Below are 26832 nucleotides of genomic sequence, written 5' to 3'. Positions count from 1 at the left end.
ATCCTCCCTCGACCTGCCTGCGAGCGGACGGCTGCCGCCCCCGCTCTCATCGTGTCACACGCGCGGGGCCCCGTGTCGCCGCCGCTCGGCGCGACCGTTCGTCTAGGCTGTCGAGGACGCCTCGCCCGCGCGAACGACGCGCGTCGGCGCGCAACCGGAGCAAAGGACCAGCCTCATGAGCGCCCGCATCCTCGTCGTCGACGACGACACGGCCCTCGCCGAGATGATCGGCATCGTCCTGCGCACGGAGGGCTTCGACACGGCCTTCTGCGCGGACGGAGCGCTCGCCGTCGACAGCTGGCGGCAGGAGCGCCCCGACCTCGTGCTGCTCGATCTCATGCTCCCCGGCAAGGACGGCATCGAGATCTGCTCCGAGATCCGGGGAGAGTCGGGCGTCCCGATCATCATGCTGACCGCCCGCTCCGACACCGCCGATGTCGTCGCGGGCCTGGAGGCGGGCGCCGACGACTACATCGTCAAGCCCTTCAATCCGAAGGAGCTCGTGGCGCGCATCCGCACGCGCCTGCGACCGGCCCCCGAGTCGTCGGGCGACGTCCTGCGCGCGGGCGACCTCACGATCGACGTCGCGGCGCACGAGGTGCGTCGGGGGCAGACCCCGATCTCGCTCACGCCCCTCGAGTTCGAGCTGCTCGTCGCGCTCGCCTCGAAGCCGCAGCAGGTCTTCTCGCGCGAGGCCCTCCTCGAGCAGGTCTGGGGATACCACTACAAGGCCGACACGCGCCTGGTGAACGTCCACGTGCAGCGCCTGCGCGCGAAGATCGAGATCGATCCGGACAACCCGAAGATCGTCATGACGGTGCGCGGCGTCGGCTATCGCGCCGGCGCGGCGATCTAGCGCGCATGTCGCAGGGGCCCGCGCGCATCACGCTCCGGCGCCCGTCGACCTGGGTGCCGGCCATCCGGGCGCAGTGGACGAGCTCGCTCCGCTTCCGCACGACCTTCATGACGGTGGCGGCGACAGCGCTCGCGATCGCCGTGACGTGCGTGTGGACGGCCCTGGCCATCCACAACAACCTCTTCTCCACGAGCAGGGACGAGGTGCTCGATCAGGCGCAGCGCGCGGTGCTCGCCGCGCAGGACGTCATCGACACGGCCGAGGTCGCCGCGGACGGCGCGGCCCTCCAGCAGGTGCTCTTCGACGCCCGCACCGCGTTCACGAGCCAGGGCGGCACGCCGTACTTCGCCTACTTCCGCATCGACGACGCGCCGTCGGCGATCGCGCCGCCCGACTTCGCCTTCCTCCTCGCCGACGGCGAGGAGGCCATCCTCAGCGAGGGGCTCCGCGAGCGCGTGCGCGCCTCCGACGAGAACCAGTGGTGGCAGTCCGTCGCCCTGCAGCTCGACGACGACGAGGAGCCGGTGCCCGGCATCGTCGTCGGCCAGCAGCTCCAGGTGCAGAACGCGGGCGCGTACGAGGTGTACCTCGCGTACAGCCTGCAGGAGGCAGACCGCACCCTCCGCTTCGTGCAGGGCACCCTGTGGGTCACGGGCATGGTGCTCGTCGTGCTCGTCGCGGCGATCTCGTGGTTCGTGCTGCGCACGGTCGCCCAGCCGCTCATCGAGGCGAGTCAGACGAGCGCGCGCTTCGCCGCCGGCTACTTCGACGTGCGGCTCCCCGTCCGCGGCAAGGACGAGCTCGCGGCTCTCGGCCGCTCGTTCAACGCCATGGCCGACAGCATCGAGGCGCAGATCACCGAGCTCGCCGAGCTCTCGCAGGTGCAGCAGCGGTTCGTTTCGGATGTCTCGCACGAGCTGCGCACGCCGCTCACGACCATCCGGCTCGCGTCCGAGATGATCAACGACCGTCGCGCCGAGTTCGACGAGGCGACGGCGCGAGCGGCCGAGCTGCTGCACGATCAGGTGGCGCGCTTCGAGCAGCTGCTCACCGATCTGCTCGAGATCAGCCGCTACTACGCCGGCTCGGTGCAGCTCGAGCTGGAGTCGACGAACCTCGCGCAGCTCGCCGAGGACGTGGCCGCCTCCATGCGGCAGGTGGCGGCGCAGCACGGCAGCGAGCTGCGCATCGTGGCGCCCGGGGGGTACTCGCCGGTCGACGTCGACCCGCGGCGCGTCCGCCGCGTGCTCCGCAACCTCATCGGCAACGCCATCGAGCACGGCGAGGGACGGCCGATCGTCATCACGATCGACAGCGACGCCAGGGCGGTCGCGATCGGCGTGCGCGACTACGGCCTCGGCATGTCGCCCGAGCAGGCGGCGCGCGTCTTCGACCGGTTCTGGCGCGCGGATCCGTCGCGCAAGCGCACGCTCGGGGGCACGGGCCTCGGCCTCGCGATCGCGCTCGGCGACGCGAAGCTCCACGGTGGCGCCCTCGAGCTGTGGTCGGAGCCGGGGCGCGGGTCGCATTTCGTGCTCACCGTCCCGCGTGTGCCGGGGCAGCCGGTCGAGCGCTCGCCGATCCCCGTCGAGCCCACCGAGAGCGTGACCGACGAGCTCGGGCTGACCCAGCCCATCCGCACCGAGGACGAGGAGGACCCCGCATGACCCGCCTCCGCCGCGTGCTCGCCGCGCTCGTCCTCGTTCCCGCTCTCGCGCTCGCCGCGTGCTCGGGCCTGCCGATGAGCGGCCCGGTCTCGGTCGGCAACGCCCCGGGCGACGTCGTCGAGGACGTCACGGGCGGCAGCTACGACGCCGAGTCGCCGCGCCCCGGCGATTCGCCGCAGGAGATCGTCGACGGCTTCCTGCGCGCGTCGATCTCGCCCGAGCAGAGCTGGGCGACCGCGCGCGAGTACCTCTCCGACGATCTCGCCGACACCTGGAACCCCGTCGCGAGCGTCACGATCGACACGACCGACGACCGCGAGGTGAGCGAGGTCTCGGCATCGGAGGACGCCGCGAGCGTCTCGGCCGAGGTGCACGGGGAGGCCGTGGTCGACTCCGACGGGCGATACCGCCTCATCGCCGACGGCACGACCTCGCTGTCGTTCGAGCTCGCGCGCGACGCCGAGGGGGAGTGGCGGATCGTGTCGGCCCCCGACGGCATCGTGCTCGACCGCCTCTTCTTCCGCGAGCTGTACGCCGCGCACGACCTCGCCTACTTCGACGCGACGTGGCGGCACATCGTGCCCGACCGGCGGTGGTTCCTCACGCTCCAGCACGCGCCCACGCGCATCGTGCAGAAGCTCGTGGAGGGTGCGCCGAGCGACTGGCTCGCTCCCGGGGTCGAGACCGCCTTCACCGACGACGTCCAGCTCGCGAGCGGGACGATCGAGGTCGACGCCGATCGCGTCGCCCACGTCGAGCTCACCGACGCCGCGGGAGCGGACGACGAGACGCTCAGCCGCATGCGCGCGCAGCTCGAGCAGAGCCTGGCGTCGACCGACGTGCGCGAGGTCGCGCTCACGGTCGAGGGCCAGGAGGTCGACGTGCCGGCGGCGCCGGTCGCGTCGACGCGGATCGACTCGCGCGCGCTCGTGCTCACGGACGACGGGTTCGGCTACCTGTCCGGCGGCGAGGTCGTCGCCGTCGACGGGATGTCGGAGGTCCTCTCGGACTTCCCCGAGGACATCGCGTCCGTGGCGATGTCGGCCGACCAGCAGATCGCGGCCGTGGGCCTCGCGGACGGGCGCGTCATGCGCGTCACGGCCGACGACCATCCGTCGGAGATCGACGCGGGCGGCACGGCGATCGCACCCGCGCTCGACCCGCACGGATGGATCTGGACGGTGCGGCCGGGCGATCCGCGCTCGCTCACGGCCTGGAGCGCCGACCTCGAGCCGACCCCGATGACCGGCGGATGGACCGACGTCTCCCGCGTGACGGCGATCGACGTCTCGCGGGACGGCGCGCGGATCGCGGCGATCGTCGCGATCGGCGACGAGCAGTGGGTGATCGTGTCGGCGATCGAGCGCGACTTCGACGGCGCGCCGCTCTCGGTGGGCGCGCCGACGCGGATCGCGCAGCTGCGCATGCCGGGCATCGACCTCGCCTGGATCGACGACAGCACGGTCGGCATCGCGGCCGGCGGCACCGACAGCGCGCAGCTCATCCAGCAGCCCATCGGGGCGCCGGGGACGACCGCGACCGCGCCGCTCAACGTCGTCGCAGTGGGGGCGGGCAACCAGGACTCGCCTGTGCGCCTCCTGACCTCGGAGGGGAGCCTGCTCGTCATGCGCGGCCGCAATCCCACCGAGTCGGCGAAGGGCGTCGATGTGCTCGCGACGCAGCTCGGCCTGCCCGGCTGAGCCGACGCCGCGTGCACAGGCGCGCGGCGCCGGCGTGCCGCGCCGTGTGCCGACGGCGGCGTCCCTGTGGAGGGCGCGGCATGCGCAGGGTGTCCTCATGACGACGATGACCGATGGCCTGCGCGTCGCCCTGCGTGAGGCCGGCGCCCTGCTCCTGCCCGTCGACTGCGCGGGATGCGGGGCACCCGGCGCCGCCGTGTGCGACCGCTGCCGCGCGGCGCTCGGGCCGTGTGTCGTGCGCCGCACCCTCGACGACGACTTCGAGGTGATCAGCGGGCTGGCCTATCAGGGTGCCGCGGCGTCGTCCCTGCGTGCGTTCAAGCAGCGCGGGCGCACCGACCTCGCCCGCGTCCTCGCGCCGGCGCTGCGGGCGGCGCTCGTGAGCTGCGCCGTCGCGAGCGGGCGCCTCGTCGACGCCGTGCCCATCCCGCCGTCGGCCGCCTCGTCGCGACGGCGCGGCTACCGCCCGGTCGAGCTGCTGCTGCACCACGCGGGGGTCGCCCCGCTGCGCGCGCTGCGCTGGGCGCGCCGCATCGACGACCAGCGTGCGCTCGACGTGGCCGAGCGCGGGCGCAACGTCGCGGCAGCGCTCGCCGTGCGCCGCCGTGTCGAGGGGCGCGCGGTCGTCATCGTCGACGACGTCGTGACCACCGGGGCGACGCTCCGCGAGGCCCGTCGCGCGCTCGCCGAGGCCGGTGCTCTCGTGCTCGGCGCGGCGACGCTCGCGGCGACGCCGCGCGTTCTCCCGCCGCGAACACGACACGCGTGATCGTTTCGAGATAGTTCGTGACACCCGTCCGCGCCGGGGATACGGTGGGGGACACCAAGGCGACCGCAGGTCCGCCGCTCACACCGGTCGGACCGGATAGGGAGGCAGAGATGGACACGAACATCGTCGGCGTGGGGGTCAGCGTCTCAGAGCGATTCCGCACCGTGGTCGAGGAGAAGAGCGAGCGGATAGCGTCGCTCGCCCCGCGTGCCCAGCGTCTCGAAGTGAAGGTCACGCACCACGCGCATCGCGGGGGCCGTCTCGAGGAGGAGTCGGTAGAGCTCACGATCTTCTGGAACGGCCCGGTCATCCGGGCGGAGGCGCACGACGCCGACAAGTTCACGGCGCTCGACATGGCGATCGAGAAGCTCAGCGAGCAGATCCGCCGTGCGAAGGACAAGAAGGTCAGCGGGCGTCTGCACCCGCGCGCCGCGCGCTTCGCGAAGGAGAAGGGGGCGCTCGAGGGGCTCGATGTGCAGCCGGCGACCGTCGAGACGCTCCAGGCCGTCGCGACCGGCACCGTGCCGGTCGTCGAGCAGACCGAGGAGGACGAGGCCTACACGCCCGTCGTGATCCGGAGCAAGACCTTCGAGCCCGAGTGGATGACCGTCGAGGAGGCCGTCGACCGCATGGAGCTCGTCGGCCACGACTTCTTCCTCTTCATCAACGCGCGCACCGACCACCCGAGCGTCGTCTACCGGCGCCGCGGCTGGGACTACGGTGTCATCGCGCTGACGACGCAGGCCCCTCCCGTGGAGGACGTGCTCGCGTCGTGACGGCCTCGTGACAGGCGGATGGCCCGGATCCCAGGATCCGGGCCATCCGCCTGTCTGCGCGGGATCAGTCGAAGACGTCGCCGATGAGGCCGCCGAGCAGCACGCCGCCGAGCACCGGCCCGAGCAGGCCGCCGCCTCCGCCGCCGAAGCCCCCGCCGCGCGGCCCGCGTCGGCCGCCGCCCCACGAGCCCCAGTCGTCGTCATCGGGGCGCGACGAGTCGATGTCGCGCTGCGCGAGCTGGAGCGCCTCGTGCGCCAGCTGCGCCGCCCGGCGGGCGAGCTGCTGGGCCTGCTCGCGCGTATCCTCGTCGGCGACGAGGGGATCGATGTCGATCCGCACGCGCTGCGCCTCGGCGTAGCGCGTGCGGGCGTCTGCGCCGATCCAGCCGCGGTGGCCGTTGATGAGGCTTCCCGCGACGGCGATCGCGCGGTCGGCGGCGTCGATGTCGTGGCGCACGTGCGCGATGGACGGCACGGGGCGCGCCGCGCGCTCGCGCGCCTTCGCGACGGCGGCGTCGAGCGCGGCGTTCGCGTCGGACAGCGAGGCGAGGTCGGAGAACGGGTCGGAGGGCGTGCCGGGGCCCGGCAGGGCCGCGAGCGCCGCCTCGAGGTCGGCGACCGCCCTAGTCACCTCGGGCGTCTGCGGAGCCTGCCGGGCCGCGACGATGTCGCCGCGGGAGTCGGCGACGACGTCGGCCAGGGTCGACTGCGCGCGCATGGCCTCGATCTCGAAGTCGTCGACGCCGTCGAGGATGCTCGTGGCACGCCGGACGGCCTCGGTGGCGGTCTCGAGGGCGAGGTTCGCCTCCTCACTGCGCCGCGCCTCGCGACGGCGCTCCGACACGTCGGCCGAGTGCAGGGCGAAGTCCAGCAGCTGCTCCGCCTCGTCGGCGTTCACCCGCACGCGCTGCAGGGCCTCGGGGCTGTAGTGACGCGCGAGGCGCTCGACGGTCGTGCGCGCCTGCGGGAGCCGGTCGCGGAGGCGCTCGACGTCGGCGCGGACCTGCTGCAGGATCTGCGGGGCCTGCCGGACGAGCGCGATGCGCGCCTGCAGCGCCGCCGTGCGCTCGTCGAGGACGTCCTCGGCCCAGTCGCAGAGCTGGATGATGCGCGCGTTGCGTGTGCGCAGCTCCTCCGGGGTGTCGGGGATCTCATCGTGGTTGAGCTGGTGCAGGTGGAAGGCCTCGGCCATGTGCTCCTTGACCGCGGCCAGGCCGGTGCGCAGATCCTCGGTCGGTCCTTCGCCGAGCTCGGCGACGGCGAACACCAGCTCGTCGCCGGTCGCCCGGATCCGCTCGTCCGCTGTCACCAGCGCGGTGCGGGCGCGCCGCGCGAGGTCGGCGTCGGCCGACTCCTGCTGCTCGCGCTCTTCCCGTCGGCGTCGACCCCACAAACCTGCCATGCTCTCGATCCTACGGCGCTTCCCGCGGCGCACGGGCGGTCGATCCGCGCGGGCGCAGGAGGGCGGTGGAGTCGAGGTGCGCGGCCGGGGCGGCGCCGTCGATGAGGTCGAACAGGCGCCGGGCGACGTGCGCGCCGAAGGCGACGACGTCGTGGCTGAGCGCCGTCAGCTGCGGGAACGTGTGCTCGCACAGGACCGAGTCGTCCCACGCGATGATCGACAGCTCGTCGGGCACCCGCACGCCGAGCTCCATCGCGACGGTGAGCCCGGCCACCGCCATGACGTCGTTGTCGAAGATGAGGGCGGTGGGGCGGTGCGGCGAGGTGAGCAGCGCGCGCGTCGCCCGTGCGCCGTCCTCGGGGGAGTAGTCGGTGTGGACGAGCGTCGGCTCGAGCCCCGCGCGCGTCATCTCGGCGACGAACGCGTCATCGCGGATGCTCGTGTGGGCGAGCGCGGCGGGGCCCGACACGCGGGCGATCCGCGTGTGGCCGTGCTCGCGCAGGTGGCCGACCGCCGACCGCATCGAGGTCGCGTCGTCGGTCCACACGGTCGTGAGTCCGCTCGAGACGGCCGGGTCTCCGACGACGACGGTGGGCAGCGCATTGCGCGCCTTCGAGAGGCCGATGCGGGGGTCGTCGAGCTCGAGGTCGGTGAGGATGATGCCGTCGACGCGGCCGCTGCTGTGCCACTTCGAGAGGGTCGCGTACGCGGCCTCGGGCGTGGGGACGACCTGCAGCAGCAGGCTGTACGAGCGCTCAGCGAGCTCGCTCTCGAGGCCCGCGAAGAACTTCATGTAGAACGCCTCGACGCCGAGGTTGCGGGGATCGCGTGCGAGCACGAGCCCGAACGTCTCGGTGCGCGCCTCGGCGAGCGAGCGGGCGCTGCTGGCCGGGGCCCATCCCATCTCGTCGGCGACCCGCAGCACGCGCGCACGGGTCTCCTCGGAGACGCCCTTGCGGCCGTTGAGGGCGAACGACACGGCCCCGATCGACACCCCGGCGCGCGCCGCGATGTCGCTGATCGTCACCCGCCCCGTGCGCCGTCGTGTCCCCGCCACACGAGAACCCTATGCCACGCCTGCGCGGGCCGGCTCAGCGTCGCACGACCGCGACCGAGGCGGCGAGCGGATGGCCGGGGCCCACGTCCGCGAGCAGGCTCGCGCCGTCGAGGCCCGAGCCGCGCGCGGTCACGATGCGCGCACGGGGAGCGCGCCCGGCGAGCGCGGCCGAGAAGGCATCGGCGATCGGAGCCGAGCCGAAGACGCCGCCGATCGGGGCCACGGGAGCGTCCGCGCCCTCGAGCCCCGCTCGGCGGAGACCGGCGACGACACTCAGCGCGAGCTGCTCGCCGGCGCGCCGCGAGATCTCGAGCGCGACCGGATCGCGGTCGGCCGCACGGCGCGCGACCGCGCGCGCGAACGATGCGACCCTGCTCACGCGGGACGGGTCGGACTGGAGCAGGATGTAGGCGGTCTCGAGGTCGCGCCACACGCTGCGCACGTCGTCGCTCAGCAGGGTCGCCGGTCCGCGGCCGTCGTGCGCGCGCATGACCGCGTCGAGCGCCTCCCTGCCGATCCAGTAGCCGCTGCCCGCGTCGCCCATGATGTGCCCCCAGCCGTCGACGCGGCACGAGCTCTCGGGGCCCACGGCGAGCGTGACGACGCCCGTCCCCGCGGCGACGACGGCTCCGTGCACATCGCCGAGGGCCCCGAGGTACGACGTGATGGAGTCGTGGGCGAGCCGCACCTCGCGCACGCCGGCATCGGCGAGGAGCGCGTGCAGAGCGGCCGCATCGGCGCCGCCGTCGACGAGGCCCGAGGCCCCGACGACGACGGCGTCGACATCGGTCTCGCCCTCGTCGATCGCTCGCCGCGCGGCCGCGGCGAGCTGCACGGGCAAGGGCTCGTGGGTGCGGAGCCCGGGGGACTCTCGCACGACGCCTCCGGCCACGCGGGCGCGGACGCCGGTCTGGCCGGCGTCGATCGACAGGACGGTCATCTCTCTCCTCCCGGCGGTCACCCGCGCTCCGCGTACGCGTCGCGCAGCCATCCGCCCGCGGGCTTGGCGTAGGGGCAGTAGTCGTCGTTGCGCGCCGCCTCGTCGGGGGCGTACAGCTGGGCGGGCCAGTCCCACAGCATGAAGCCGCGCACCCAGTCGCGCGCATCGCACGCGGCGAACATCGTCCGGTAGTAGCGCAGCTGCTCCTCACCCGAGGGCGCGCCCGCGAGGCTCCAGTCGTTCGGGAGGGCGGCCGACCCCTCGCGCGACGGGCATCCGGCCTCCAGGAACAGGAACGGCTTGCCGTGGGCGGCGACGACGGGCTCGATCCGGTCGAGCTGCGCCTCCCACGCGTCCTCGGGGTAGTAGCCGCTGGAGCTGATGACGTCGACCGCGTCCCACCAGGTGATGCGGTCCTCCTGGTACTTGTCGCAGTTGTAGGTGACGAGACCGCGGTACTCCGCGCGGACATCCGCGATGAGCGCCCGCCACTCGGCCTCGCGCGCGTCGGCGCGCACCATCTCGCAGCCGATGCAGAGCATCTCGCATCCCTCGCGCTCCGCGATGCGCGCGGCGTGCAGGATGAACGCGCGGTACGACGCGAACCACTGCGTCCAGCTCGGCTCGCCCGGCACGTCCCAGTCGAAGAAGCCGATGTGCGCGCGCCAGGTCCCGTCGGCGACGTTCACGACGGGCTTGAGGCAGACCCTGAGCCCGAGCGCCTTCGCCTCGCGGATGGCCCAGACGATCTCGTCGTCGGTCACGGTGGGCTCGTCCTGGAAGTGGATGTCGGTGCTGATCGCCGTGTCCTGCAGGGCGCCGTACGCGAGCGCCGTCCAGGTCACGGAGTGGTCGGCCATCCGCCGCATCGAGTCGGCCGCGGCGGGAGTCGCCCACGTGCCGCGCACGCCGGTCCACCCCCATGTCATGCCGCAGACGTATCCGTCGTCGAGGGTCATCGCGCGACCAGCTCGTTGGCCGTGCGGATGACCCGCTCGGAGAGGAGGGCGGGCAGATCGATCGGCTCCGGATGCCGCACGCGGAAGACGGCCGTCTCGCCGGGCAGCAGGGTGAACAGCCCGTCCTCCGTGACGGCGTCGGGATGCGCCTTGTCGACGAGCAGGGACAGGTCGCGCACGAGGTTCCGCGCGGTGATCTCCACCTCGGTGCCGCCGTCGACAGGGCGCACCTCGAAGTCGAGGACGGCCGGAGCGAGGCGCGAGTCGCGCGGCTCGGCGAAGAACCACAGGCCCCGCACGTCGCCCGTCGACGCGACGACGAGCTCGGCCGCCGCGTCATCCGGTGTCGCGAGCTCCGGGCGAAGGGGGAGCGTCGTCGTTCCGCGCGGCGGGATCGAGAAGGGCTGCGCGTCCTCCGCGATGGCCGTCCCGTCGAAGCCGCGCCGGGTCGTCGTGAGCGTGCCCTCCCACGTCTCTCCCGTGTCGTTCGAGAGGACGACAGCGAGCTCGTCGCCTCGCGGCTGGATGGTGACGATCCGCGGCGCGAAGGCCTGCTTGAGGGCGTGCCACAGCGGCTTCAGCCGCTCGGCGCCGTCGATCGCCGCCCAGCTCGTGACCGGCCAGCAGTCGTTGAGCTGCCAGACGATCGCGCCCATCGTGAGCGGGGCCCAGGACCGGAAGTGCTCGAGAGCCGTCCGGACGGCCAGCGCCTGGTTGAGCTGCATCGCCCAGTGCCAGCCCTCCATGTCGCGCGGCATGCGGAAGTGGGGGAGGAGCCCGTTCGTGAGCTTCGTGTTCCCTTCCATCGCCTTCTGGTGGACGATCATCCCCGGCGACTCCGGAGTGAGCGGATCGTCGGACACGGCGTCGCGCAGCGTGGTCCACGTCGCCGGGCCCTGCCATCCGAACTCGGCGACGAAGCGCGGCCGGTGGTCGCGGTAGGTGAGCCAGTCCTGGCGGTTCCACTGCTCCCAGAGGTGCACGGATCCGTGGGCGTCGTCGCTCGGGCCCTCGCCGTTCGGGCTGAACGGGCTGCCGGGAGCGTAGGGGATGTGCGGGGCGAGCTCGGCGACGAGCGACGGGAAGAGCTCGAAGTAGTAGTGCGCACCCCACGTCGCACCGTCGAGGGCCGTCTGCCATCCCCACTCCGCGAAGCCCATGAGGTTCTCGTTGCTGCCGCACAGGAGCACGAGCGAGGGGTGAGCGGACAGCCGCACGATCTGATCGCGCGCCTCGGCCTCGATCTCGCCGCGCAGCGGCTCCTCCTCGGGGTAGGCCGCGCACGCGAGGAGGAAGTCCTGCCAGGTGAGGAGCCCCAGCTCGTCGCACAGGCGGAAGAGGTCGTCCGACTCGTAGATGCCGCCGCCCCAGATGCGGATGAGATTGATGCCGGCGGCCTGCGCCTGACGGAGCCGACGCTCGTAGCGTGCGGCGTCGACGCGCGTGACGAGCGCGTCGTCGGGGATCCAGTTCACGCCCTTGACGAACACCGGCACGTCGTTGACGTGCAGCGCGAACGGCGTGCCGTCGGCATCGGGGGTCGTGTCCCAGCGCGCCGAGCGGAAGCCGACCCGACGGGTCGCCTCGTCGAGCGGTTCGTCCTCGGCCGACAGTGCGAGCCGCACGTCGTACAGCGGCTGCTCGCCATAGCCGGCAGGCCACCAGAGCGCGGCGCCCGGGACCGCGACCTCGATGTGCGCGGCGTCCGTCCCCGTGGCGAGCTCCGCCTCGGCCGTGCGGCCGTCGATCTCGACCGCGAGACGCAGCGCGCGATCGGCGTCCGCGCGCTCGACGCGCACATCCGCGCGCAGCACGCCGCCCTCCGGGGTCGGCGCGGCGTCCACGCGCACCTCGGCGATGCGCGCGATGGACCAGGACTCGAGCCGCACGGGCCGCCAGATGCCGCTCGTCGCGGTCGCGATGCCCCAGTCCCAGCCGAAGCTCGCGGCGGATTTCCGGATGGCCTCGTACGGCAGCGGGTACGGGCGCGGTCGGGCGCCGTACTCCATGCTGCGGGCGCCCGCGTGCTTCACCGGCGAGGAGAACGCCACGACGAGCACGTTGTCACCCTCGACGAGCGCGGCCCGCGCGTCGACGCGGTAGGTGCGGTGCTGGTTCGCGGACTCGAGCACGACGCGCCCGTTCAGGGTCACGGTCGCGACCGTGTCGAGACCGTCGAAGACGAGATCGTGCCGCTCATGGCCATCCGCCGACCACGTGAACGTCGTCTCGTACGTCCAGTCGGTCAGCCCGATCCACCGCTGGGCGGCCTCGTTGTCGTCGAGGTACGGGTCGTCGATGAGGCCGGCCGCGAGCAGATCGGTGTGGATGCACCCGGGCACCGTCGCGGGGATGGTCGCGCCCGCGACCGACTCCGGGACCGGGCCGGCCACGGCGCGCGCGCTCCAGCCTTCGTGCAGGTCGCGGCGGATGACGGAGGGGGCGAGGGCGAGGATGTCGGTCACTTGACGGCTCCTGAGGTGAGGCCCCGGTAGATCCACTTCTGCAGGAACAGGAAGGCGACCAGGGTCGGGATGATGACGAGGATCGAGCCGGCGGCGATGAGCTCCCACTGCGCGCCGAACGGCCCCTTGAACCGGAACAGCGACGTCGAGATGAGCCCCTCGGACGGCAGGTAGAGGAACGGCATGTAGAACTCGTTGTAGACCGCGATGCCCTTGATGATGACGACGGTCGCGATCGCGGGGCGCAGCAGCGGCAGGATGACGCGCCAGTAGATCGTCCACCGGCTCGCGCCGTCGATCATGGCCGCCTCGTCGAGGGAGACGGGGATCGACGACATGAACTGGATGAACAGGTAGATGGCGATGATGTCGGTGCCCATGAAGAGCAGGATCAGCGCGATCTTCGTGTCGTAGAGGCCCATGCCGTTGATGAGCTGGAAGGTCGCCACCTGCGTCGTCACGCCGGGGATGAGCGTCGCGACGAGGAAGAGCCCGAAGATGAGCTTCTTCCCGCGGAAGACGAAGCGATCGAGCGCGTACGCGCACATCGTGCCCAGGATGATGGTGCCCACAAGCGACACGCCGAGGACGATGAGGGTGTTGACGAATCCCTCGAGCATCCGGCCGCTCTCGAACGCCGTCGCGAAGTTCTCGAGATTGAGCCAGTTGGCCGGAGGGTCGAACGGACCGGTCTGCAGGTACTCCTGCTCGGTCTTGAGCGCGGCGATGAGCACGACCGACAGCGGGAGCAGCGTGAGGACCGCGCCGATGATCAGGCTGACGTACTTGGCCGTCGTGGCGCTCATGCTGCGCAGCCGCATGAGCGGGGTGCGCGCGGATGCGATCGCGGTCATGTCAGGTCAACCTTCTCGTCAGGGAACACCAGGCGCTGGATCCACGTCACCAGCAGGACGATCGCGAGCAGCACGACCGCCATGGCGGACGCGAGCCCGACGTTGCGGAAGCTGAACGCGGTCGAGAGGGTCTCGATCACGAAGGTGCTCGATCCGTTGGCGCCGCCGGTCATGACGAACGGGACCTCGAAGACGCTCAGGCTGCCGGAGATGGCGAGGATGAACGAGAGGCCGATGATGCGGCGGATGCCGGGGAAGATGATCGCCCAGAACTGCTGCCAGCGGCTCGCCCCGTCGAGCTCGGCGGCCTCGTACAGGTCGCCGGGGATCGACTGGATCGCGCCGAGGAACAGGACGAAGTTGAGACCGGTGTACCGCCACACCGACGTCGCGGCGAGCGAGTAGTTCACGACCTCCGGGTCGCCGAGCCACTGCGGAGGCTCTGCCACGCCGAACCAGGAGAGCACCGTGTCGAGCGTGCCGCCCGGCTGGAAGAGGTACAGGAAGACGAAGCCGATCGCGACGCCGTTGATGAGGTACGGGAAGAACAGGACGCCGCGGAAGAAGTTCGAGAACCTCGTCGAGAAGCTCAGGAGGGTGGCGAAGTAGAGCGCGATCGCCATCTGCGCGAAGGACGCGGCGAAGTAGTAGAGGCTCACGCCGAACACGCTGAAGATGCGCGGGTTCGTGAAGACCTCGACGTAGTTCTCGAGCCCGACGAAGTTCTTCTCGAGGTCGAGGCCGTCCCAGTCCGTGACGCTGTAGTACAGCAGGTTGAGGGCGGGCCAGTAGCTGAAGAGGAGCAGCAGGCCCACCGCTCCCGAGAGGAAGAACCAGGGGGTCAGTCGCTGCAGAGCGGTCCGGCTCGTCGGCGCCCCGCGCCCGGGGGCGCCGGGGTCGCGGCGCGAGCCGCGCCCCCGGCGCTCGGGCGAGGGCACGATGACGGCGGCGCGCGTGGCGGCGGATGCGCCGGCGGGAGCCGAGGTCGTCATGGTGTCTCCGTCTCGTGAGGCGCTTACTCGCCGACCCGGGCCTGGGCGTCGCTCCAGGTCGAGTTCAGCTCGGCGAAGGAGGTCTCCTTGTCGCCGTCGGCGGCGCCGCGGGCGATGTCGACGAGCTTCTGCCGGTACAGCGGGCCCCACAGGTCGATCTGCGCGGTGTCCGCGATCTCACGGAGGAGGTTCTCCTTGCCCTCGGGCGCGGGGTTCGTCTCGAGGAGCTCGACGCCGGCGGACTCGAGCTCGGCGAGGTAGTCGGGCGCGGGCTTGTCGATGACGGTCGAGATCATGTTCTGCGTCTCGGTGAAGCCCGAATCCTCGATGAGCCACTGGATGAAGGCCCAGGCCGCGGCCTTGTGCTCGGAGTGGCGGCTCACGCCGAGGTTGTAGTCGCCGCCGATCGTGGCGTACTGCTGGCCGTCGACGTTCGCGGGGAAGGCCATGAAGCCGACGTCCTCGGGGGAGGCGCCGTTCTCCTCGGCCGCTGCCTGCATCTGCGACACGGCCCAGGAGCCGAGCGCCATCGTGGCGATGCGGCCCGTCGCGAAGTCGACCTTCGACTTCTCCCAGTTCGTCGTGAGGGGGTCGTCCTCGGTGAGACCCGCCGCGACGGTCTCGTAGAGAAGCGAGTCGATCGCGTAGACGTCGGTGCCCTCGGTCCACGGCTCGGGGTCCTCGGCGAGCGTGATGCCCGCGTCGGGGTCGTTCGTGATCGCGCCGAGGTTGCTGAAGGCCTGCGACAGCGGCCATCCGTCCTTGTAGTTCGTGTAGTACGGGATGGCGTCGGTGTTCTCGTCGACGAGACGGAGCGCCTCGAGCCACTCGTCCTCGGTCGTCGGCAGCGTCTCGACGCCAGCCTCCTCGAACACCCGCTTGTTGTAGAGGATGCCGTTGGCGTTGCCGCCGATCGCGAGGCCGTACTGCGTGCCCTCGTAGGTGTGCGTCGTGAGGAAGCGGTACGTGTCGGCGAGCTCCTCAGTCTCGCCGAGCGGCTCGAGGAACTGCTCGTACTGGCTCGGCAGCATCGAGGGGATGCCGATGACGTCGCCGTAGTTCGTCGTGCTGAGGCGCGTCTTCATCTCGCCCTCGTAGTCGGTGATGCCCTCGAACGTCACGGTCACGTCGGGATGGAGCTTCTGGAACTCCTCCGCGTACTTCTCGAACGTGCCGTCCTCGACGAGGTCGGTGCGCCACGTGACGACCTTGATCTCGCCCGAGGGCTCGCCGTCGATGGTGTTGTCGGCGTCGTTCGCCGCGCCGCCGCCGCACGCGGTCAGCAGCAGCGCACCGCCGGCGAGCATCGCGGCGCCTGCCCATGCCTTCTTTGCCATGTTCCTTCTCCTCGTGTTCGAGGCACTCATCGGGAGCACGCGCCTTCGCGCTCTCCGGGTGCTGATGAGCGAGCGTACGGGAGAATCGGCGCAATGTAAAGCGCTTTAGTTATGGCAGGTGTTCGGGGTGCGCGGGAGGGGTCGATTCGCGGGCCGGTTCGCGGGGCCGGCTCGTGTCGCGGTTGCCGCGAAACGCGGCGGCAGCCGCGCGTCAGACGGCGGCGACGGGGCGCGCGGGGCGGCCGCGCTTCGGGCGCTCGGTCGAGAGGTCGAGCGCGAGCGCGTGGTCGGGATGCGCGGCGAGACGCTCCTCGGCGTGCGCGAGCCAGCGGGCATCCGCCTCCGCGGAGAAGAGGAGCGCGTCGGAGATGAGCGACCACGCGACCCGCTCGGGTCCCTCCTGCTCCGCGCCGGGGTACACGGCGGCGCGCAGGCCCTCGATCCGGGCGTCGACGGCCTCGCGCTCGGCGCGGAGCACGGCGCCCGCGTCGACGCCCGGGAGGGTCGCGGCGAGGGCGAGCTTGACCGCGAGCGCGTCGCGATCGGATGGATCCACGGGCGTCTCGAGCCACAGGTGCGCCGCCTCGCGGCCGGCGGGCGTGATGCTCCAGTAGACGTGCCCCTGCGCGTCGGGTTCGACGCGCTCGACGAGCCCGTCGCGCTCGAGGCGCTCGAGCGTGTTGTAGATCTGCCCGACGTTGAGGGTGCGCGTTCCCCCCGTGCGGCGCGCGAACTCGGTGCGCAGCTGGTATCCGTAGCAGGGGCCCTGATCCAGGATCGCCAGCAGTCCGTGTCGCACCGACATCCGCACCTCCGGTCCGCGCGGCGAAAAGGGATGCCGCGTATGCAGATACGAGCGTACCGATCGGATGGCGGATCGCAGAGATTCCCGGACATCGCCTTGTGTCGCGCTGAGAGTGCGAGGCGCCTCGCTACCATCGCGAACATGGCCGGACCGTCGATGACGCCACGGAGATCCGAGTACGCGCGCCCGAGTCACGTGCTCGTCCATCTGAGCGACACGCATCTGAGAGCCGAGGGCGGCGTCTTCGGGATCGACGCCGCCGAGCACGTGAGCCGCATGCTCGCGGAGATCGAGCAGTCCGGGGCGCGCCCCGACGCGCTGGTCTTCACCGGCGACCTCGCCGATCTCGGCGAGCGCGACGCCTACCGGCAGCTCCGCGACGCCGTCGCGCCCGCCGCGGAGCGCCTCGGAGCGCGCGTGATCTGGGTCATGGGCAACCACGACGCCCGCGACCCGTTCCGACGCGAGCTCCTCGGCGAGACGGGCGACGCACCGGTCGACGCGGTCCACGACCTCGACGGGCTTCGTGTCATCGTGCTCGACACGTCGGTGCCCGGAGCGCACCACGGCGAGGTGTCGGCGGAGCAGCTCGAGTGGCTGTCACTCGAGCTCGCCCTGCCCGCGCCGCGCGGGACCATCCTCGCGATGCACCACCCGCCCATCCCGTGCGTCCTGGACCTCGCGACGCTCGTCGAGCTGCGCGATCAGCAGGCGCTCGCCGAGGTGCTGCGGGGGAGCGACGTCCGGACCATCCTCGCGGGCCACGTGCATTTCTCGTCGACGGCGACGTTCGCCGGGATCCCGGTGTCGGTCGCGTCGTCGTCCTGCTACACGCAGGACCTGCGCATCGCCGACGGCGGCATGCAGCCGCGCGACGGCGCGCAGTCGTACAACCTCGTGCACGTCTACGACGAGACGATCGTCCACTCGGTGGTGCCGTTCTCGGACGCGCCGCCCGCCGAGATCACCTCGGCCGAGGAGACCGCGCGCCGGCTCGAGCGCGCGGGCGTGGTCATCCCGCCCGCGAGCCCGTCCCGCACGGTCGCATCCGCGGCGCCGGTCGCCGAGCAGGTCGCGCCGCCCACGGAGCCGCTGCCGCTCGTGGGGTGACGGTCAGTCGCTCTCCCACGGCGCCTTGACGGGGAAGTAGGCCTCGAGCGTCTCGCGGACGACCCGAGCGCGCAGCTCCTCCGGCAGCTCGGGCTCGCTGCCGTCGTTGAGGCAGAACATGTCGACGTCCCGCCCGGCCAGCAGTCGCCCCATCCGCGCTGGCGCATCGCGCTGCGTCGTCTGGATGTACGCCGTCCGCGGCTCGGTCGTCGCGAGAGCTCGGCCGGTGAACGTCGCGTAGTAGTGGTAGAGCGAGTTCGTGACCGAGATGTCGGTCGCGCTGCGGAAGCGGGCCGCCGCCGTCCGCGCGAACTCCTCGGGGAACTCGCGCTCGAGCTCGAACATCACCTCGCGGCTGTGCGGCGTGGCGCAGTGCTGCAGGTCGCGAAGGATGACCCGTCCGAAGCGCTCGCGCAGGAGGTCGCGGTTGACGCGCGCCGCGTTGTCGTGGCCGGATCGGCTCGGCCGCGAGGGGCCGACGCCGATGCGCACGCCGCATTCGACGTACTTCGTGAGCCCGCCCGCGGTGAAGAACATCTCGGGGGAGACCGGGCGACCGAAGAACATGTCGTCGTTCGAATACAGGAAGTGCTCGGCGATGCCCGGGATGCGGTGCAGCTGCGCCTCGACGGCGTGCGAGTTGTGCGTCGGGAGGACCGTCGGGTCGGCGAAGAACTCCTCGCTGCGGACGATCGTCACCCGCGGGTGCTCGGCGAGCCAGCGCGGCGCGGGGCTGTCGGTCGCGATGAAGATGCGACGGACCCACGGGGCGAACATGTGCACGCTGCGCAGGGCGTAGCGCAGCTCGTCGACGTGGCGGTAGCGCGCGGCGTGCGCGTCGCCCTCCCCGACGACGTAGGCGTTCATGCGCTTGGCGCGCTCGCGCTGGAAGTCGTTGGACGAGCCGTCGACCCACGAGAAGACCATGTCGATGTCGAAGGTCACCTCGTGCGGACCCGCGTCGAACATCCCCTCGAGCGTGCGCCACTCGCGTCCATGCCGGCGGATGGTCGTCAGAGCGAGGTCGTCCGCCGCGATCACGTGGCGGGTCAGCGCGTTCCGTCGCGGGGCGCGCACGATGGCGCCCTCGCGACGCCAGAACTCGAGGCGCACGCCGCAGTCGGCGCCGTAGCTCAGCGTGCCCGACGGCACGATGCGCGGGCGGAAGAGCACCGCGACGTCCTTCGCGAACGCGGACTCGACCCCCGAGGAGAGCGGCACGGGAACGCGTCGGGCCGAGCGCGCCGCCGCCCACGGACCCTCGTCGGCGGCCAGCGCGGCGAGCGCGGCGGGCTTGTCCTCGATGTCGAGCGCGAGGGCGGGGCGCCCACTGGTCCGGCGCAGGAGGAGCGGCTGCAGGCCCGCGCGCTCGAGGAGATCGGCGAGCGCGAGGAGATCGGCTGTCTGGGCCTCGTCCGGTGTGGACTCCTCGACGAGATGCAGGATCCCGTCATGAAGGCGCGTGGCGGCATGGTCGGGAGCGACCTCGCGCGGGGAGTGTGCGGTGCGACCGGAAGGGGTGCCCAGAAGCGTCATCAATCACCTCGTATCTACTTACGGCGGACGCCGTCAGGACGGGGAACATGGAGCCGATCCGACGGAGGCGGGGATTCCCGGACGACGTCTCGTGAACAGCTCCTGACTGAATGATAGACAGCGCGTGACGCTGCGGATGCACCCTCGACAAGCGGACAGCCATGCGGTAAGGGATCCGGTCGCCGATTCGCGGCATCCTCGCAGGTCAGCGGCGCGGCGCGACGTCCTGCAGCGCCTCGAGGAGGGCGGGGCGCGAGAAGCGGAAGCCGGCGGCGATGAGCCGCTCGGGAACGACCCATCTGCTCTTCAGCACGAGCTCGGGCTCGGTGCGGATGACCCACATCGCGGGCTCGAGCATGAAGCGCCACGCGGGCAGGCCGAAGCGCGCGCCGACGATGCGGCGCAGGGTCCGCATGAGCGTGCGATTGTCGCTCGGGTTCGGAGACGCGACGTTGACGACGCCGTCGATGTCGTCGCGCGTCTCGAGGAAGCGGATGGCCGCGATCACGTCGTCGATGTGCACCCAGCTGAACCGCTGGCGGCCGCCCGTGCGGTGCCGCGGGGCGCGTCCGTCGCCGCTCGGGGCGGAGCCGATCCCGCGGTAGCGGCGATGGGGGAACCACCATCCGTCGATCTGCGGACCGCCGATGCCGAGGCGGGCGAGGAGGAAGAGCAGCCGGGTCGCCGGCCCGTCGCCGAGGACGATGGCCATCCGCAGCGCGACGCGGCGCGTGGCCGGGAGGTCGCCCGCGAAGAGCTCGCGCTCCCACTCCCGCGCGACGTCGACCGAGAAGCCCGTGCCGAGCTCGCCCGTGCTCTCGGTCTGAGGGCGGTCCGTCGCGTGCCGGTAGATGGTCGCCGTGCTCGCGTTCATCCACACGCGCGGAGGCCGCGCTGAGGCGGCGATCGCCTCGCGGAGCGCGCGGGTCGTGTCGACGCGGGACCGCAGGATCTCGTCGCGATGAGGGTCGGTGTACCGGCAGTTGACGGATTTCCCGGCGAGGTTCACGACGAGATCCGCGCCGTCGATCGCCGCGGCGATCGACGCGGGGTCGTCCCACCGGGCGTGTCCGCCGCGGCCGATCGTGCGAACCGTGCGCCCCTCCGCCTCGAGCGCGCGGACGAGCGCGCGTCCGACGAAGCCGCTCGCTCCCGCGACGACCGCGATCCGCTCGGTGTCGGCCATCCGCATCCCCCTCCCGCGGCGCGAGCCGCTCGTGGCCATCCTCTCAAGGAGCCGCGCATCGTCTCTCGACGTCGAGACATCGGTGCGGCGCCGGCGCGAGTGTGCGCGTCGGCGCCGAAGTCGCGGTGCGCGCGCGAGTGTGCCAGTCCGCGCCGAGGACGGCGGCAGGGGCGCGGCGTTCGGCGCGGAGTCGACACCTGGCGCGGGCTGCGCGGTCTCGAGCGGGCGCCGTGCGAGCATCGCGATATGAGCAGCCGCTTCACGATCGTGACGGACACCGCCTTCCCGCCGGAGCGCCTGTTCGCGGTGTCGCTCGACGTCGATGCGCACGTCGCGTCCATGGCCGCGTCCCGCGAGCGCGCGATCGGGGGCGTCACGGCGGGCACGATCGGCCTCGGGGAGACGGTCACCTGGCGCGCCTGGCACTTCGGCGTCCCGTGGACGATGACCTCGGCGATCACCGCGCTGGAGGAGGGAGTGCGCTTCGTCGATGAGCAGATGCGCGGACCGTTCCGGCTGTTCCGCCACGTTCACGTGTTCGAGCCGCACGGCACCGGGTCGCGCATGATCGATGAGATCGAGCTCGCCGCGCCGGTGCTCGGCGCGATCGCGGAGCGGCTCGTCCTCGTTCCGTATCTGCGCCGCCTCATCCGCCGCCGCAACGCGCACCTCCTCCGACAGCTGAGCGCGTCGGGCGGATGGGGTGAGCGCGCCGACTGAGAGTCTGCTGGCCGGTCATTGTCACGGCCGGATAACATGGGCGAGTATGCCCGTCGCCGTTCGACGGCGACCTGGCCCATCCGCCCGGGATGAGGCACCCGATCGAGGAGTGATACGTGGCAAATCCGTTCGAGAAGCTGCTCCGTGCCGGCGAAGGACGCGTCCGACGGCAGCTGCAGCGGGTGGTCACCGCCGTGAACGCCCTCGAGGAGGACTACGCGAAGCTGACCGACGAGGAGCTGCGCAGCGAGACCGCTGAGCTCCGCGCGCGCCACGAGAAGGGCGAGACGCTCGACCAGCTCATGCCCGAGGCGTTCGCGGCGGTCCGCGAGGCCGCCAAGCGGACGCTCGGGATGCGCGCGTACGACGTGCAGCTCATGGGCGGGGCCGCGCTCCACCTGGGCAACATCGCCGAGATGAAGACCGGTGAGGGCAAGACGCTCGTCGCCACGTTCCCCTCGTACCTCAACGCGATCGCGGGCAAGGGCGTCCACGTCGTCACCGTCAACGACTACCTCGCGTCGTACCAGGCCGAGCTCATGGGCCGCGTGTACCGCGCCCTCGGCATGACCACGGGCATCATCGTGTCGGGCCAGACTCCCGCCGTGCGCCGGGAGCAGTACGCGGCCGACATCACCTACGGCACGAACAACGAGTTCGGCTTCGACTACCTGCGCGACAACATGGCGTGGCGCAAGGAGGACCTCGTCCAGCGCGGCCACTTCTTCGCAGTGGTCGACGAGGTCGACTCGATCCTCATCGACGAGGCCCGCACGCCGCTCATCATCTCGGGCCCCTCGTCGGGCGAGGCCAACCGCTGGTTCGCCGAGTTCGCGAAGGTCGCGCGGACCCTCGAGGAGGGTGTCGACTACGAGGTCGACATCAAGAAGCGCACGGTCGGCGTTCTCGAGGCGGGCATCGAGAAGGTCGAGGACTACCTCGGCATCGACAACCTGTACGAGTCGGCGAACACCCCGCTCATCTCGTTCCTCAACAACTCGATCAAGGCCAAGGCCCTCTTCAAGCGCGACACCGACTACGTCGTGATGAACGACGAGGTCATGATCGTCGACGAGCACACCGGCCGCATCCTCGTGGGCCGCCGCTACAACGAGGGCATGCACCAGGCGATCGAGGCGAAGGAGGGCGTCCCGGTCAAGGCCGAGAACCAGACGCTCGCCACCGTCACGCTGCAGAACTACTTCCGCCTCTACGACAAGCTCGCGGGCATGACGGGCACGGCCGAGACCGAGGCCGCCGAGTTCATGTCGACGTACCAGCTCGGGGTCATCCCGATCCCGACCAACCGGCCCATGGTCCGCAAGGACCAGACCGACCTCGTCTACAAGAACGAGCAGGGCAAGTTCGCGCAGGTCGTCGAGGACATCGCGGAGCGCCACGCGAACGGTCAGCCGGTGCTCGTCGGCACGGTCAGCGTCGAGAAGAGCGAGTACCTGTCGCGCCTGCTGTCGAAGAAGGGCATCCGCCACGAGGTCCTCAACGCGAAGAACCACGCGCGCGAGGCCGAGGTCGTCGCGCGCGCCGGTCAGCTCGGCGCCGTCACGGTCGCGACCAACATGGCGGGTCGAGGCACCGACATCATGCTCGGCGGCAACGCGGAGTTCATCGCCGTCCAGGAGATGAAGGCCAAGGGCCTCTCTCCCGAGGAGACGCCGGAGGAGTACGAGGCGGAGTGGCCCGCCGTCTTCGACGCCGTCAAGGAGCGCGTCGAGGAGGAGGCGGCCAAGGTGCGCGAGGCCGGCGGTCTCTACGTGCTCGGCACCGAGCGTCACGAGTCGCGTCGCATCGACAACCAGCTCCGAGGACGCGCCGGCCGTCAGGGCGACCCCGGTGAGAGCCGCTTCTACCTGAGCCTCACCGACGACCTCATGCGCCGCTTCCAGTCGGGCCCGGCAGACGCGCTCCTGTCGCGCACCGACTTCCCGGACGATGTCGCGATCGAGTCGAAGCTCGTCTCGCGCCTCATCAAGAACGCGCAGGCGGCCGTCGAGTCGCGCAACGCCGAGGCCCGCAAGAACGTCCTGAAGTACGACGACGTCCTCAACCGCCAGCGCGAGGCGATCTACGCCGACCGCCGGACCATCCTGCACGGCGACGACATCAAGGACCGCGTCGAGCACTTCATCGAGGACGCCATCACGGCGATCGTCGACGACCACACGTCGGGCGGCCACAACGAGAGCTGGGACTTCGACGCGCTCTGGACCGAGCTCAAGACGCTGTACCCGGTCGGCGTGACGATCGACGAGGTCGTGGCCGAGGCCGGCGCGCGCAAGGGCGGCATCACGGCCGAGGCGCTCAAGCGCGAGCTGCTCAGCGACGCGAAGATCGCGTACGCCAAGCGCGAGGAGCAGCTGGGCGAGAAGGCCGTGCGCGAACTCGAGCGCCGCGTCGTGCTCCAGGTGCTCGACCGCCGCTGGCGCGACCACCTCTACGAGATGGACTACCTCAAGGACGGCATCGGCCTCCGGGCCATGGCGCAGCGCGACCCGCTGATCGAGTACCAGCGTGAGGGTTACTCGATGTTCCAGGCGATGATGGGGCAGATCAAGGAGGAGGCCGTCGGCTACCTCTTCAACCTCGAGGTCGAGGTGCGCAAGGTCGGCGAGGACGACCAGGCCGCGCCGCAGGTGGAGGCCAAGGGCCTCGCCGAGGCGCCGGCCGAGCAGCGTCTCGAGTACTCGGCGCCCAGCGAGGACGGCGACGTCGAGGTGCGCAACGAGCGCGGCCAGGTGCAGAAGTCGCAGACCGACCGCGCCCGTCAGAAGGACGCGCCGCGCGGCGCGTTCGGCCAGCGGACCGACGACGACGGCGCCGCGGCGCCCGTGCCGCAGAACCGCGAGCAGCGCAGGGCCGCGAAGAAGAAGTAGCGCGCGACGCGACGAGGGCGGGCCACCGGATCTCCGGTGGCCCGCCCTCGTCGCACCGAGCCACGCCCGGCGCGGGCATATCCTGATGCGATGAACTCCCTCCGTCCCCTCGGCCAGTCCGCGAAGCTCCAGAACGTCCTCTACGAGATCCGCGGGGCAGCACTGGCAGAGGCGACGCGGCTCGAGGCGGACGGGCACTCGATCCTGAAGCTCAACACGGGCAACCCCGCCATCTTCGGCTTCGAGGCGCCGTACCAGATCGTGCGCGACATGATCGAGGCCGTCCCGTATGCGCACGGCTACAGCGACAGCCGCGGCATCCTGCCCGCGCGCCGGGCGATCGTCAGCCGCTACGAGGAGACCCCCGGCTTCCCGCACGTGGATCCGGACGACGTCTACCTCGGCAACGGCGTGTCCGAGCTCATCACGATGACGATGCAGGCGCTCCTCGACGAGGGCGACGAGGTGCTCATCCCCGCGCCCGACTACCCGCTGTGGACCGCGATGACGAGCCTGTCCGGCGGCACCCCCGTGCACTACCTGTGCGATGAGGAGAACGGCTGGCAGCCCGACCTCGAGGACATCCGCTCGAAGGTGACCTCGAAGACCAAGGCGATCGTCGTCATCAACCCGAACAACCCCACGGGAGCCGTGTACAGTCGCGAGCTGCTCGAGGGGATCGCGCAGATCGCGCGCGAGCACTCCCTGCTGATCCTGTCGGACGAGATCTACGACCGCATCCTCTTCGACGGTGCCGTGCACATCCCGACCGCCACGGTCGCCCCCGACCTCCTCGTCCTCACGTTCAACGGCCTCTCCAAGACCTACCGCGTCGCCGGGTACCGATCCGGATGGATGGTCATCACAGGTCCCAAGAAGCACGCGAAGGGATTCCTCGAGGGCATCCAGCTCCTCGCGTCGACGCGGCTGTGCGCGAACGTGCCGGCACAGCACGCCGTGCTCGCCGCGCTCACCGGCGTGCAGTCCATCGACGCCCTCATCGCTCCGACCGGGCGCCTCCACGAGCAGCGCGACGTCGCCTGGGAGAAGCTCTCGACCATCCCGGGCGTCTCGTGCGTCCGCCCGGACGGTGCGCTCTACGCGTTCCCGCGGCTCGACCCCGAGGTGCACGAGATCCGCGACGACAAGCAGCTCGTGTACGACCTGCTCGTGTCGGAGCACATCCTGCTCGTCGAGGGCACGGGGTTCAACTGGCCGACGCCGGATCACCTGCGTGTCGTGACTCTGCCCGAGGCGCGTGTGCTCAGCGAGGCGATCGAGCGGCTCGGGAACTTCCTGTCGTCCTACCGGCAGCGGTAGTCAGAGGATCCGGATGTCGGTGGCGCGCCACCGGCGGTCGAGACCCTCGAGGCGCATCGCGAGCGCGCGGGTGCGGTCGGGCATCGCCACGATGACGACGACCTCCACCACGCCGTCGGCCGGCGCCATCTGACGCATGGCGCGCACCGTGAAGACGGGGCGCTGCGCCGGCAGCCGACGTGCGCTGCGCGCCCGGCGCGACAGGTTCGCGCGCTGGACGAGCTTGAGGTACGTCTCCTCGGCGAGCCAGCGCGCGAGCTGATCGACCTCGCGGGTGCCGGCGAGAGCCTCGAGGATGCCGCGGGTGAGGGCCGCGACGAGCGGCGCGGGATCGGGGAGCTCGGCGGAGGACGTGCGCTGCGGGGCGAAGAGCTCCTCGACGTCCTCCTCGGTGCGGTGGGACCGTCTGCGAGAGGTCGCACCCGCGGCGTTCGGCGGCATGACAGCCTCATTCCGGTCGGGGAGAAGGGTTGCCCGAGTGAACCAGCACGCCCGCGCGGCCGGGAACCCCGCATACATGCCTGTGGAGAGCGGATGACGCGGCCGCGCGCTTTCCCCTACGCTCTCGCAAATGCGCTGGGATCGCTTCTTCGAGGACCTGGAGGACCAGCTCGCGGCCGAGTGGGAGGCCGAGCGGGCCGCGCTGGACTCCGAGGCCGAGCGGCTGCGCGTGTCCCGCCTCGCCCTCCGCGAGCGCCTCGTGGCGTTCGCGCAGTCGGCGGCCTCGCCCCTGTCGATCGAGCTGCGCGACGGATCGTCGCTGGAGGCGTCGGTCACCTCGGTCGGGGCGGACTGGATGGCCGTTCGCCCGCTCCGCGCGCACGGCGCGGCGGAGAGCGCGGTGCTCGTGCCGCTCCCGGCCATCCGCTCGATCGGCGCTGCGCAGGGCGAGCTCCTGCGCAGCGCGCGCCCGACCGAGCCCGAGAGCCGCCTCGCGCAGCGGGTCACCTTCGGGTTCGCTCTGCGCGACCTGGCGCGGCGCAGGGCCGCCGTGGCGATCGGCGTCGTGTCGGGGCGCGCGCTGTCGGGCACGATCGACCGCGTCGGCGCCGATCACCTCGACCTGGCGCTGCACGACCCCGATTCGCCCCGCCGCTCCGCCGCGGTCACGGCGTTCCGCATCGTGTCGTTCGAGGCCGTCGCCTGGGTGCGCGTGGCGGCCGCGGTCGGCGTCGTCGCGCCGTGAGCCGTCAGGGGCGCCGACGGCCCCAGAGCTCGGGGAAGCTCGCCTCGTTCGACTCCCGCCACAGGGCCATCCGCCGCGTCTCCTCGTGCTGGTCCTCGAGGTACTCGTCGACGCTGAGCTGCTCGATGCGCCAGCGCGCGGGCGAGCCGAGTCGCGCGCCGCGGAGTCGTCCGGCGTGGACGAGCTCGACGACCTCGTCCGCCTCGATGCCCAGTAGCTCGGCGACCTGAGCGGGCGCGAGGTAGCGCACGTCGGAGTTGTCGGGCATGGCCCCATTATGGGCAGGGGCGGGTCTCCGGGGACC

At 71.6% G+C, this 26832-nt stretch carries 23 protein-coding genes; 10 read left to right on the top strand and 13 right to left on the bottom strand.

What is annotated here, in order from left to right:
• The first annotated feature begins 175 nt into the window (after window positions 1–175).
• The 5 genes from mtrA (at window position 176) to hpf (ending at window position 5768) form a co-directional block, all read left to right on the top strand.
• Window positions 176–856: an MtrAB system response regulator MtrA gene (mtrA, locus tag PKE79_RS06270; protein WP_271172814.1), complete on the top strand. Its 681-nt coding sequence runs from the start codon at window positions 176–178 to the stop codon at window positions 854–856.
• Between the two features lie 5 nt (window positions 857–861).
• Window positions 862–2523 (top strand): MtrAB system histidine kinase MtrB, encoded by a 1662-nt coding sequence (mtrB, locus tag PKE79_RS06265; protein WP_271172813.1) that lies wholly within the window; start codon window positions 862–864, stop codon window positions 2521–2523.
• The gene (locus PKE79_RS06260) at window positions 2520–4223 is read left to right on the top strand and encodes an LpqB family beta-propeller domain-containing protein (RefSeq protein ID WP_271172812.1); all 1704 of its coding nucleotides are present in this window, start codon (window positions 2520–2522) and stop codon (window positions 4221–4223) included. Before mtrB ends, PKE79_RS06260 begins: the two co-directional genes overlap by 4 nt.
• A gap of 97 nt (window positions 4224–4320) precedes the next feature.
• Entirely contained in the window at window positions 4321–4992 is a 672-nt protein-coding gene (locus tag PKE79_RS06255) for a ComF family protein (protein WP_271172811.1), read from the top strand.
• Window positions 4993–5102: 110 nt separating this feature from the next.
• Window positions 5103–5768: a ribosome hibernation-promoting factor, HPF/YfiA family gene (gene hpf, locus PKE79_RS06250; RefSeq protein WP_271172810.1), complete on the top strand. Its 666-nt coding sequence runs from the start codon at window positions 5103–5105 to the stop codon at window positions 5766–5768.
• A gap of 64 nt (window positions 5769–5832) precedes the next feature.
• Here the strand turns inward: hpf and PKE79_RS06245 are convergent, their stop codons facing one another.
• The 9 genes from PKE79_RS06245 to PKE79_RS06205 form a co-directional block, all read right to left on the bottom strand.
• The gene (locus PKE79_RS06245) at window positions 5833–7170 is read right to left on the bottom strand and encodes a hypothetical protein (RefSeq protein ID WP_271172809.1); all 1338 of its coding nucleotides are present in this window, start codon (window positions 7168–7170) and stop codon (window positions 5833–5835) included.
• A 10-nt stretch (window positions 7171–7180) separates the two neighbouring features.
• Window positions 7181–8227, bottom strand: a complete 1047-nt coding sequence (locus PKE79_RS06240) for a LacI family DNA-binding transcriptional regulator (protein WP_271172808.1) — start codon at window positions 8225–8227, stop codon at window positions 7181–7183.
• Between the two features lie 34 nt (window positions 8228–8261).
• Window positions 8262–9167 (bottom strand): N-acetylglucosamine kinase, encoded by a 906-nt coding sequence (locus PKE79_RS06235; RefSeq protein ID WP_271172807.1) that lies wholly within the window; start codon window positions 9165–9167, stop codon window positions 8262–8264.
• 17 nt (window positions 9168–9184) lie between these two features.
• Window positions 9185–10126, bottom strand: a complete 942-nt coding sequence (locus PKE79_RS06230) for a glycoside hydrolase family 113 (RefSeq protein WP_271172806.1) — start codon at window positions 10124–10126, stop codon at window positions 9185–9187.
• Window positions 10123–12591, bottom strand: a complete 2469-nt coding sequence (locus PKE79_RS06225; RefSeq protein ID WP_271172805.1) for a glycoside hydrolase family 2 protein — start codon at window positions 12589–12591, stop codon at window positions 10123–10125. The genes PKE79_RS06230 and PKE79_RS06225 overlap by 4 nt, the downstream gene beginning before the upstream one ends.
• Window positions 12588–13445: a carbohydrate ABC transporter permease gene (locus tag PKE79_RS06220; protein ID WP_271172804.1), complete on the bottom strand. Its 858-nt coding sequence runs from the start codon at window positions 13443–13445 to the stop codon at window positions 12588–12590. Before PKE79_RS06220 ends, PKE79_RS06225 begins: the two co-directional genes overlap by 4 nt.
• Window positions 13442–14437 (bottom strand): carbohydrate ABC transporter permease, encoded by a 996-nt coding sequence (locus PKE79_RS06215; protein ID WP_271172803.1) that lies wholly within the window; start codon window positions 14435–14437, stop codon window positions 13442–13444. The genes PKE79_RS06220 and PKE79_RS06215 overlap by 4 nt, the downstream gene beginning before the upstream one ends.
• A gap of 23 nt (window positions 14438–14460) precedes the next feature.
• The gene (locus tag PKE79_RS06210; RefSeq protein ID WP_271172802.1) at window positions 14461–15774 is read right to left on the bottom strand and encodes an ABC transporter substrate-binding protein; all 1314 of its coding nucleotides are present in this window, start codon (window positions 15772–15774) and stop codon (window positions 14461–14463) included.
• A gap of 211 nt (window positions 15775–15985) precedes the next feature.
• Entirely contained in the window at window positions 15986–16579 is a 594-nt protein-coding gene (locus PKE79_RS06205; protein WP_271172801.1) for a PadR family transcriptional regulator, read from the bottom strand.
• 141 nt (window positions 16580–16720) lie between these two features.
• On the opposite strand from PKE79_RS06205, the gene PKE79_RS06200 reads away from it, so the two are divergent.
• Window positions 16721–17689: a phosphodiesterase gene (locus PKE79_RS06200; RefSeq protein ID WP_271172800.1), complete on the top strand. Its 969-nt coding sequence runs from the start codon at window positions 16721–16723 to the stop codon at window positions 17687–17689.
• Between the two features lie 3 nt (window positions 17690–17692).
• Here PKE79_RS06200 and PKE79_RS06195 read toward each other — a convergent pair whose 3' ends face one another.
• Together PKE79_RS06195 and PKE79_RS06190 are read right to left on the bottom strand one after the other, a co-directional pair.
• Entirely contained in the window at window positions 17693–19225 is a 1533-nt protein-coding gene (locus PKE79_RS06195; protein WP_271172799.1) for a stealth family protein, read from the bottom strand.
• 205 nt (window positions 19226–19430) lie between these two features.
• On the bottom strand, window positions 19431–20411 hold the full coding sequence (locus PKE79_RS06190) for an epimerase (RefSeq protein WP_271172798.1): 981 nt from the start codon (window positions 20409–20411) through the stop codon (window positions 19431–19433).
• A gap of 246 nt (window positions 20412–20657) precedes the next feature.
• Between PKE79_RS06190 and PKE79_RS06185 the strand changes: the two genes are divergently transcribed.
• The 3 genes from PKE79_RS06185 to PKE79_RS06175 all read left to right on the top strand — a co-directional run bounded on the left by PKE79_RS06185 (window position 20658) and on the right by PKE79_RS06175 (window position 25342).
• Window positions 20658–21131: an SRPBCC family protein gene (locus tag PKE79_RS06185; protein WP_271172797.1), complete on the top strand. Its 474-nt coding sequence runs from the start codon at window positions 20658–20660 to the stop codon at window positions 21129–21131.
• Between the two features lie 116 nt (window positions 21132–21247).
• Entirely contained in the window at window positions 21248–24022 is a 2775-nt protein-coding gene (gene secA, locus PKE79_RS06180; RefSeq protein ID WP_271172796.1) for a preprotein translocase subunit SecA, read from the top strand.
• 90 nt (window positions 24023–24112) lie between these two features.
• The gene (locus PKE79_RS06175) at window positions 24113–25342 is read left to right on the top strand and encodes a pyridoxal phosphate-dependent aminotransferase (RefSeq protein WP_271172795.1); all 1230 of its coding nucleotides are present in this window, start codon (window positions 24113–24115) and stop codon (window positions 25340–25342) included.
• On the opposite strand, the gene PKE79_RS06170 is transcribed toward PKE79_RS06175, so the two are convergent.
• Window positions 25343–25783, bottom strand: coding sequence for an Rv3235 family protein (locus PKE79_RS06170; protein WP_271172794.1), 441 nt, complete (start codon window positions 25781–25783; stop codon window positions 25343–25345).
• Window positions 25784–25913: 130 nt separating this feature from the next.
• Here PKE79_RS06170 and PKE79_RS06165 point away from each other — a divergent pair, with 130 nt between their 5' ends.
• A complete protein-coding gene (locus tag PKE79_RS06165; protein WP_271172793.1) occupies window positions 25914–26528 on the top strand; it encodes a hypothetical protein in 615 nt (204 codons plus the stop codon).
• Between the two features lie 4 nt (window positions 26529–26532).
• Here the strand turns inward: PKE79_RS06165 and PKE79_RS06160 are convergent, their stop codons facing one another.
• The gene (locus tag PKE79_RS06160; protein WP_271172792.1) at window positions 26533–26796 is read right to left on the bottom strand and encodes a helix-turn-helix domain-containing protein; all 264 of its coding nucleotides are present in this window, start codon (window positions 26794–26796) and stop codon (window positions 26533–26535) included.
• Window positions 26797–26832 lie beyond the last annotated feature (36 nt).

Origin of the sequence: Microbacterium barkeri, assembly GCF_027921765.1 — a bacterium.
Classification (GTDB): domain Bacteria; phylum Actinomycetota; class Actinomycetes; order Actinomycetales; family Microbacteriaceae; genus Microbacterium; species Microbacterium barkeri.
The sequence above is the reverse complement of the archived record's forward strand: the minus strand, read 5'-3'. Positions and strand labels throughout refer to the sequence as shown.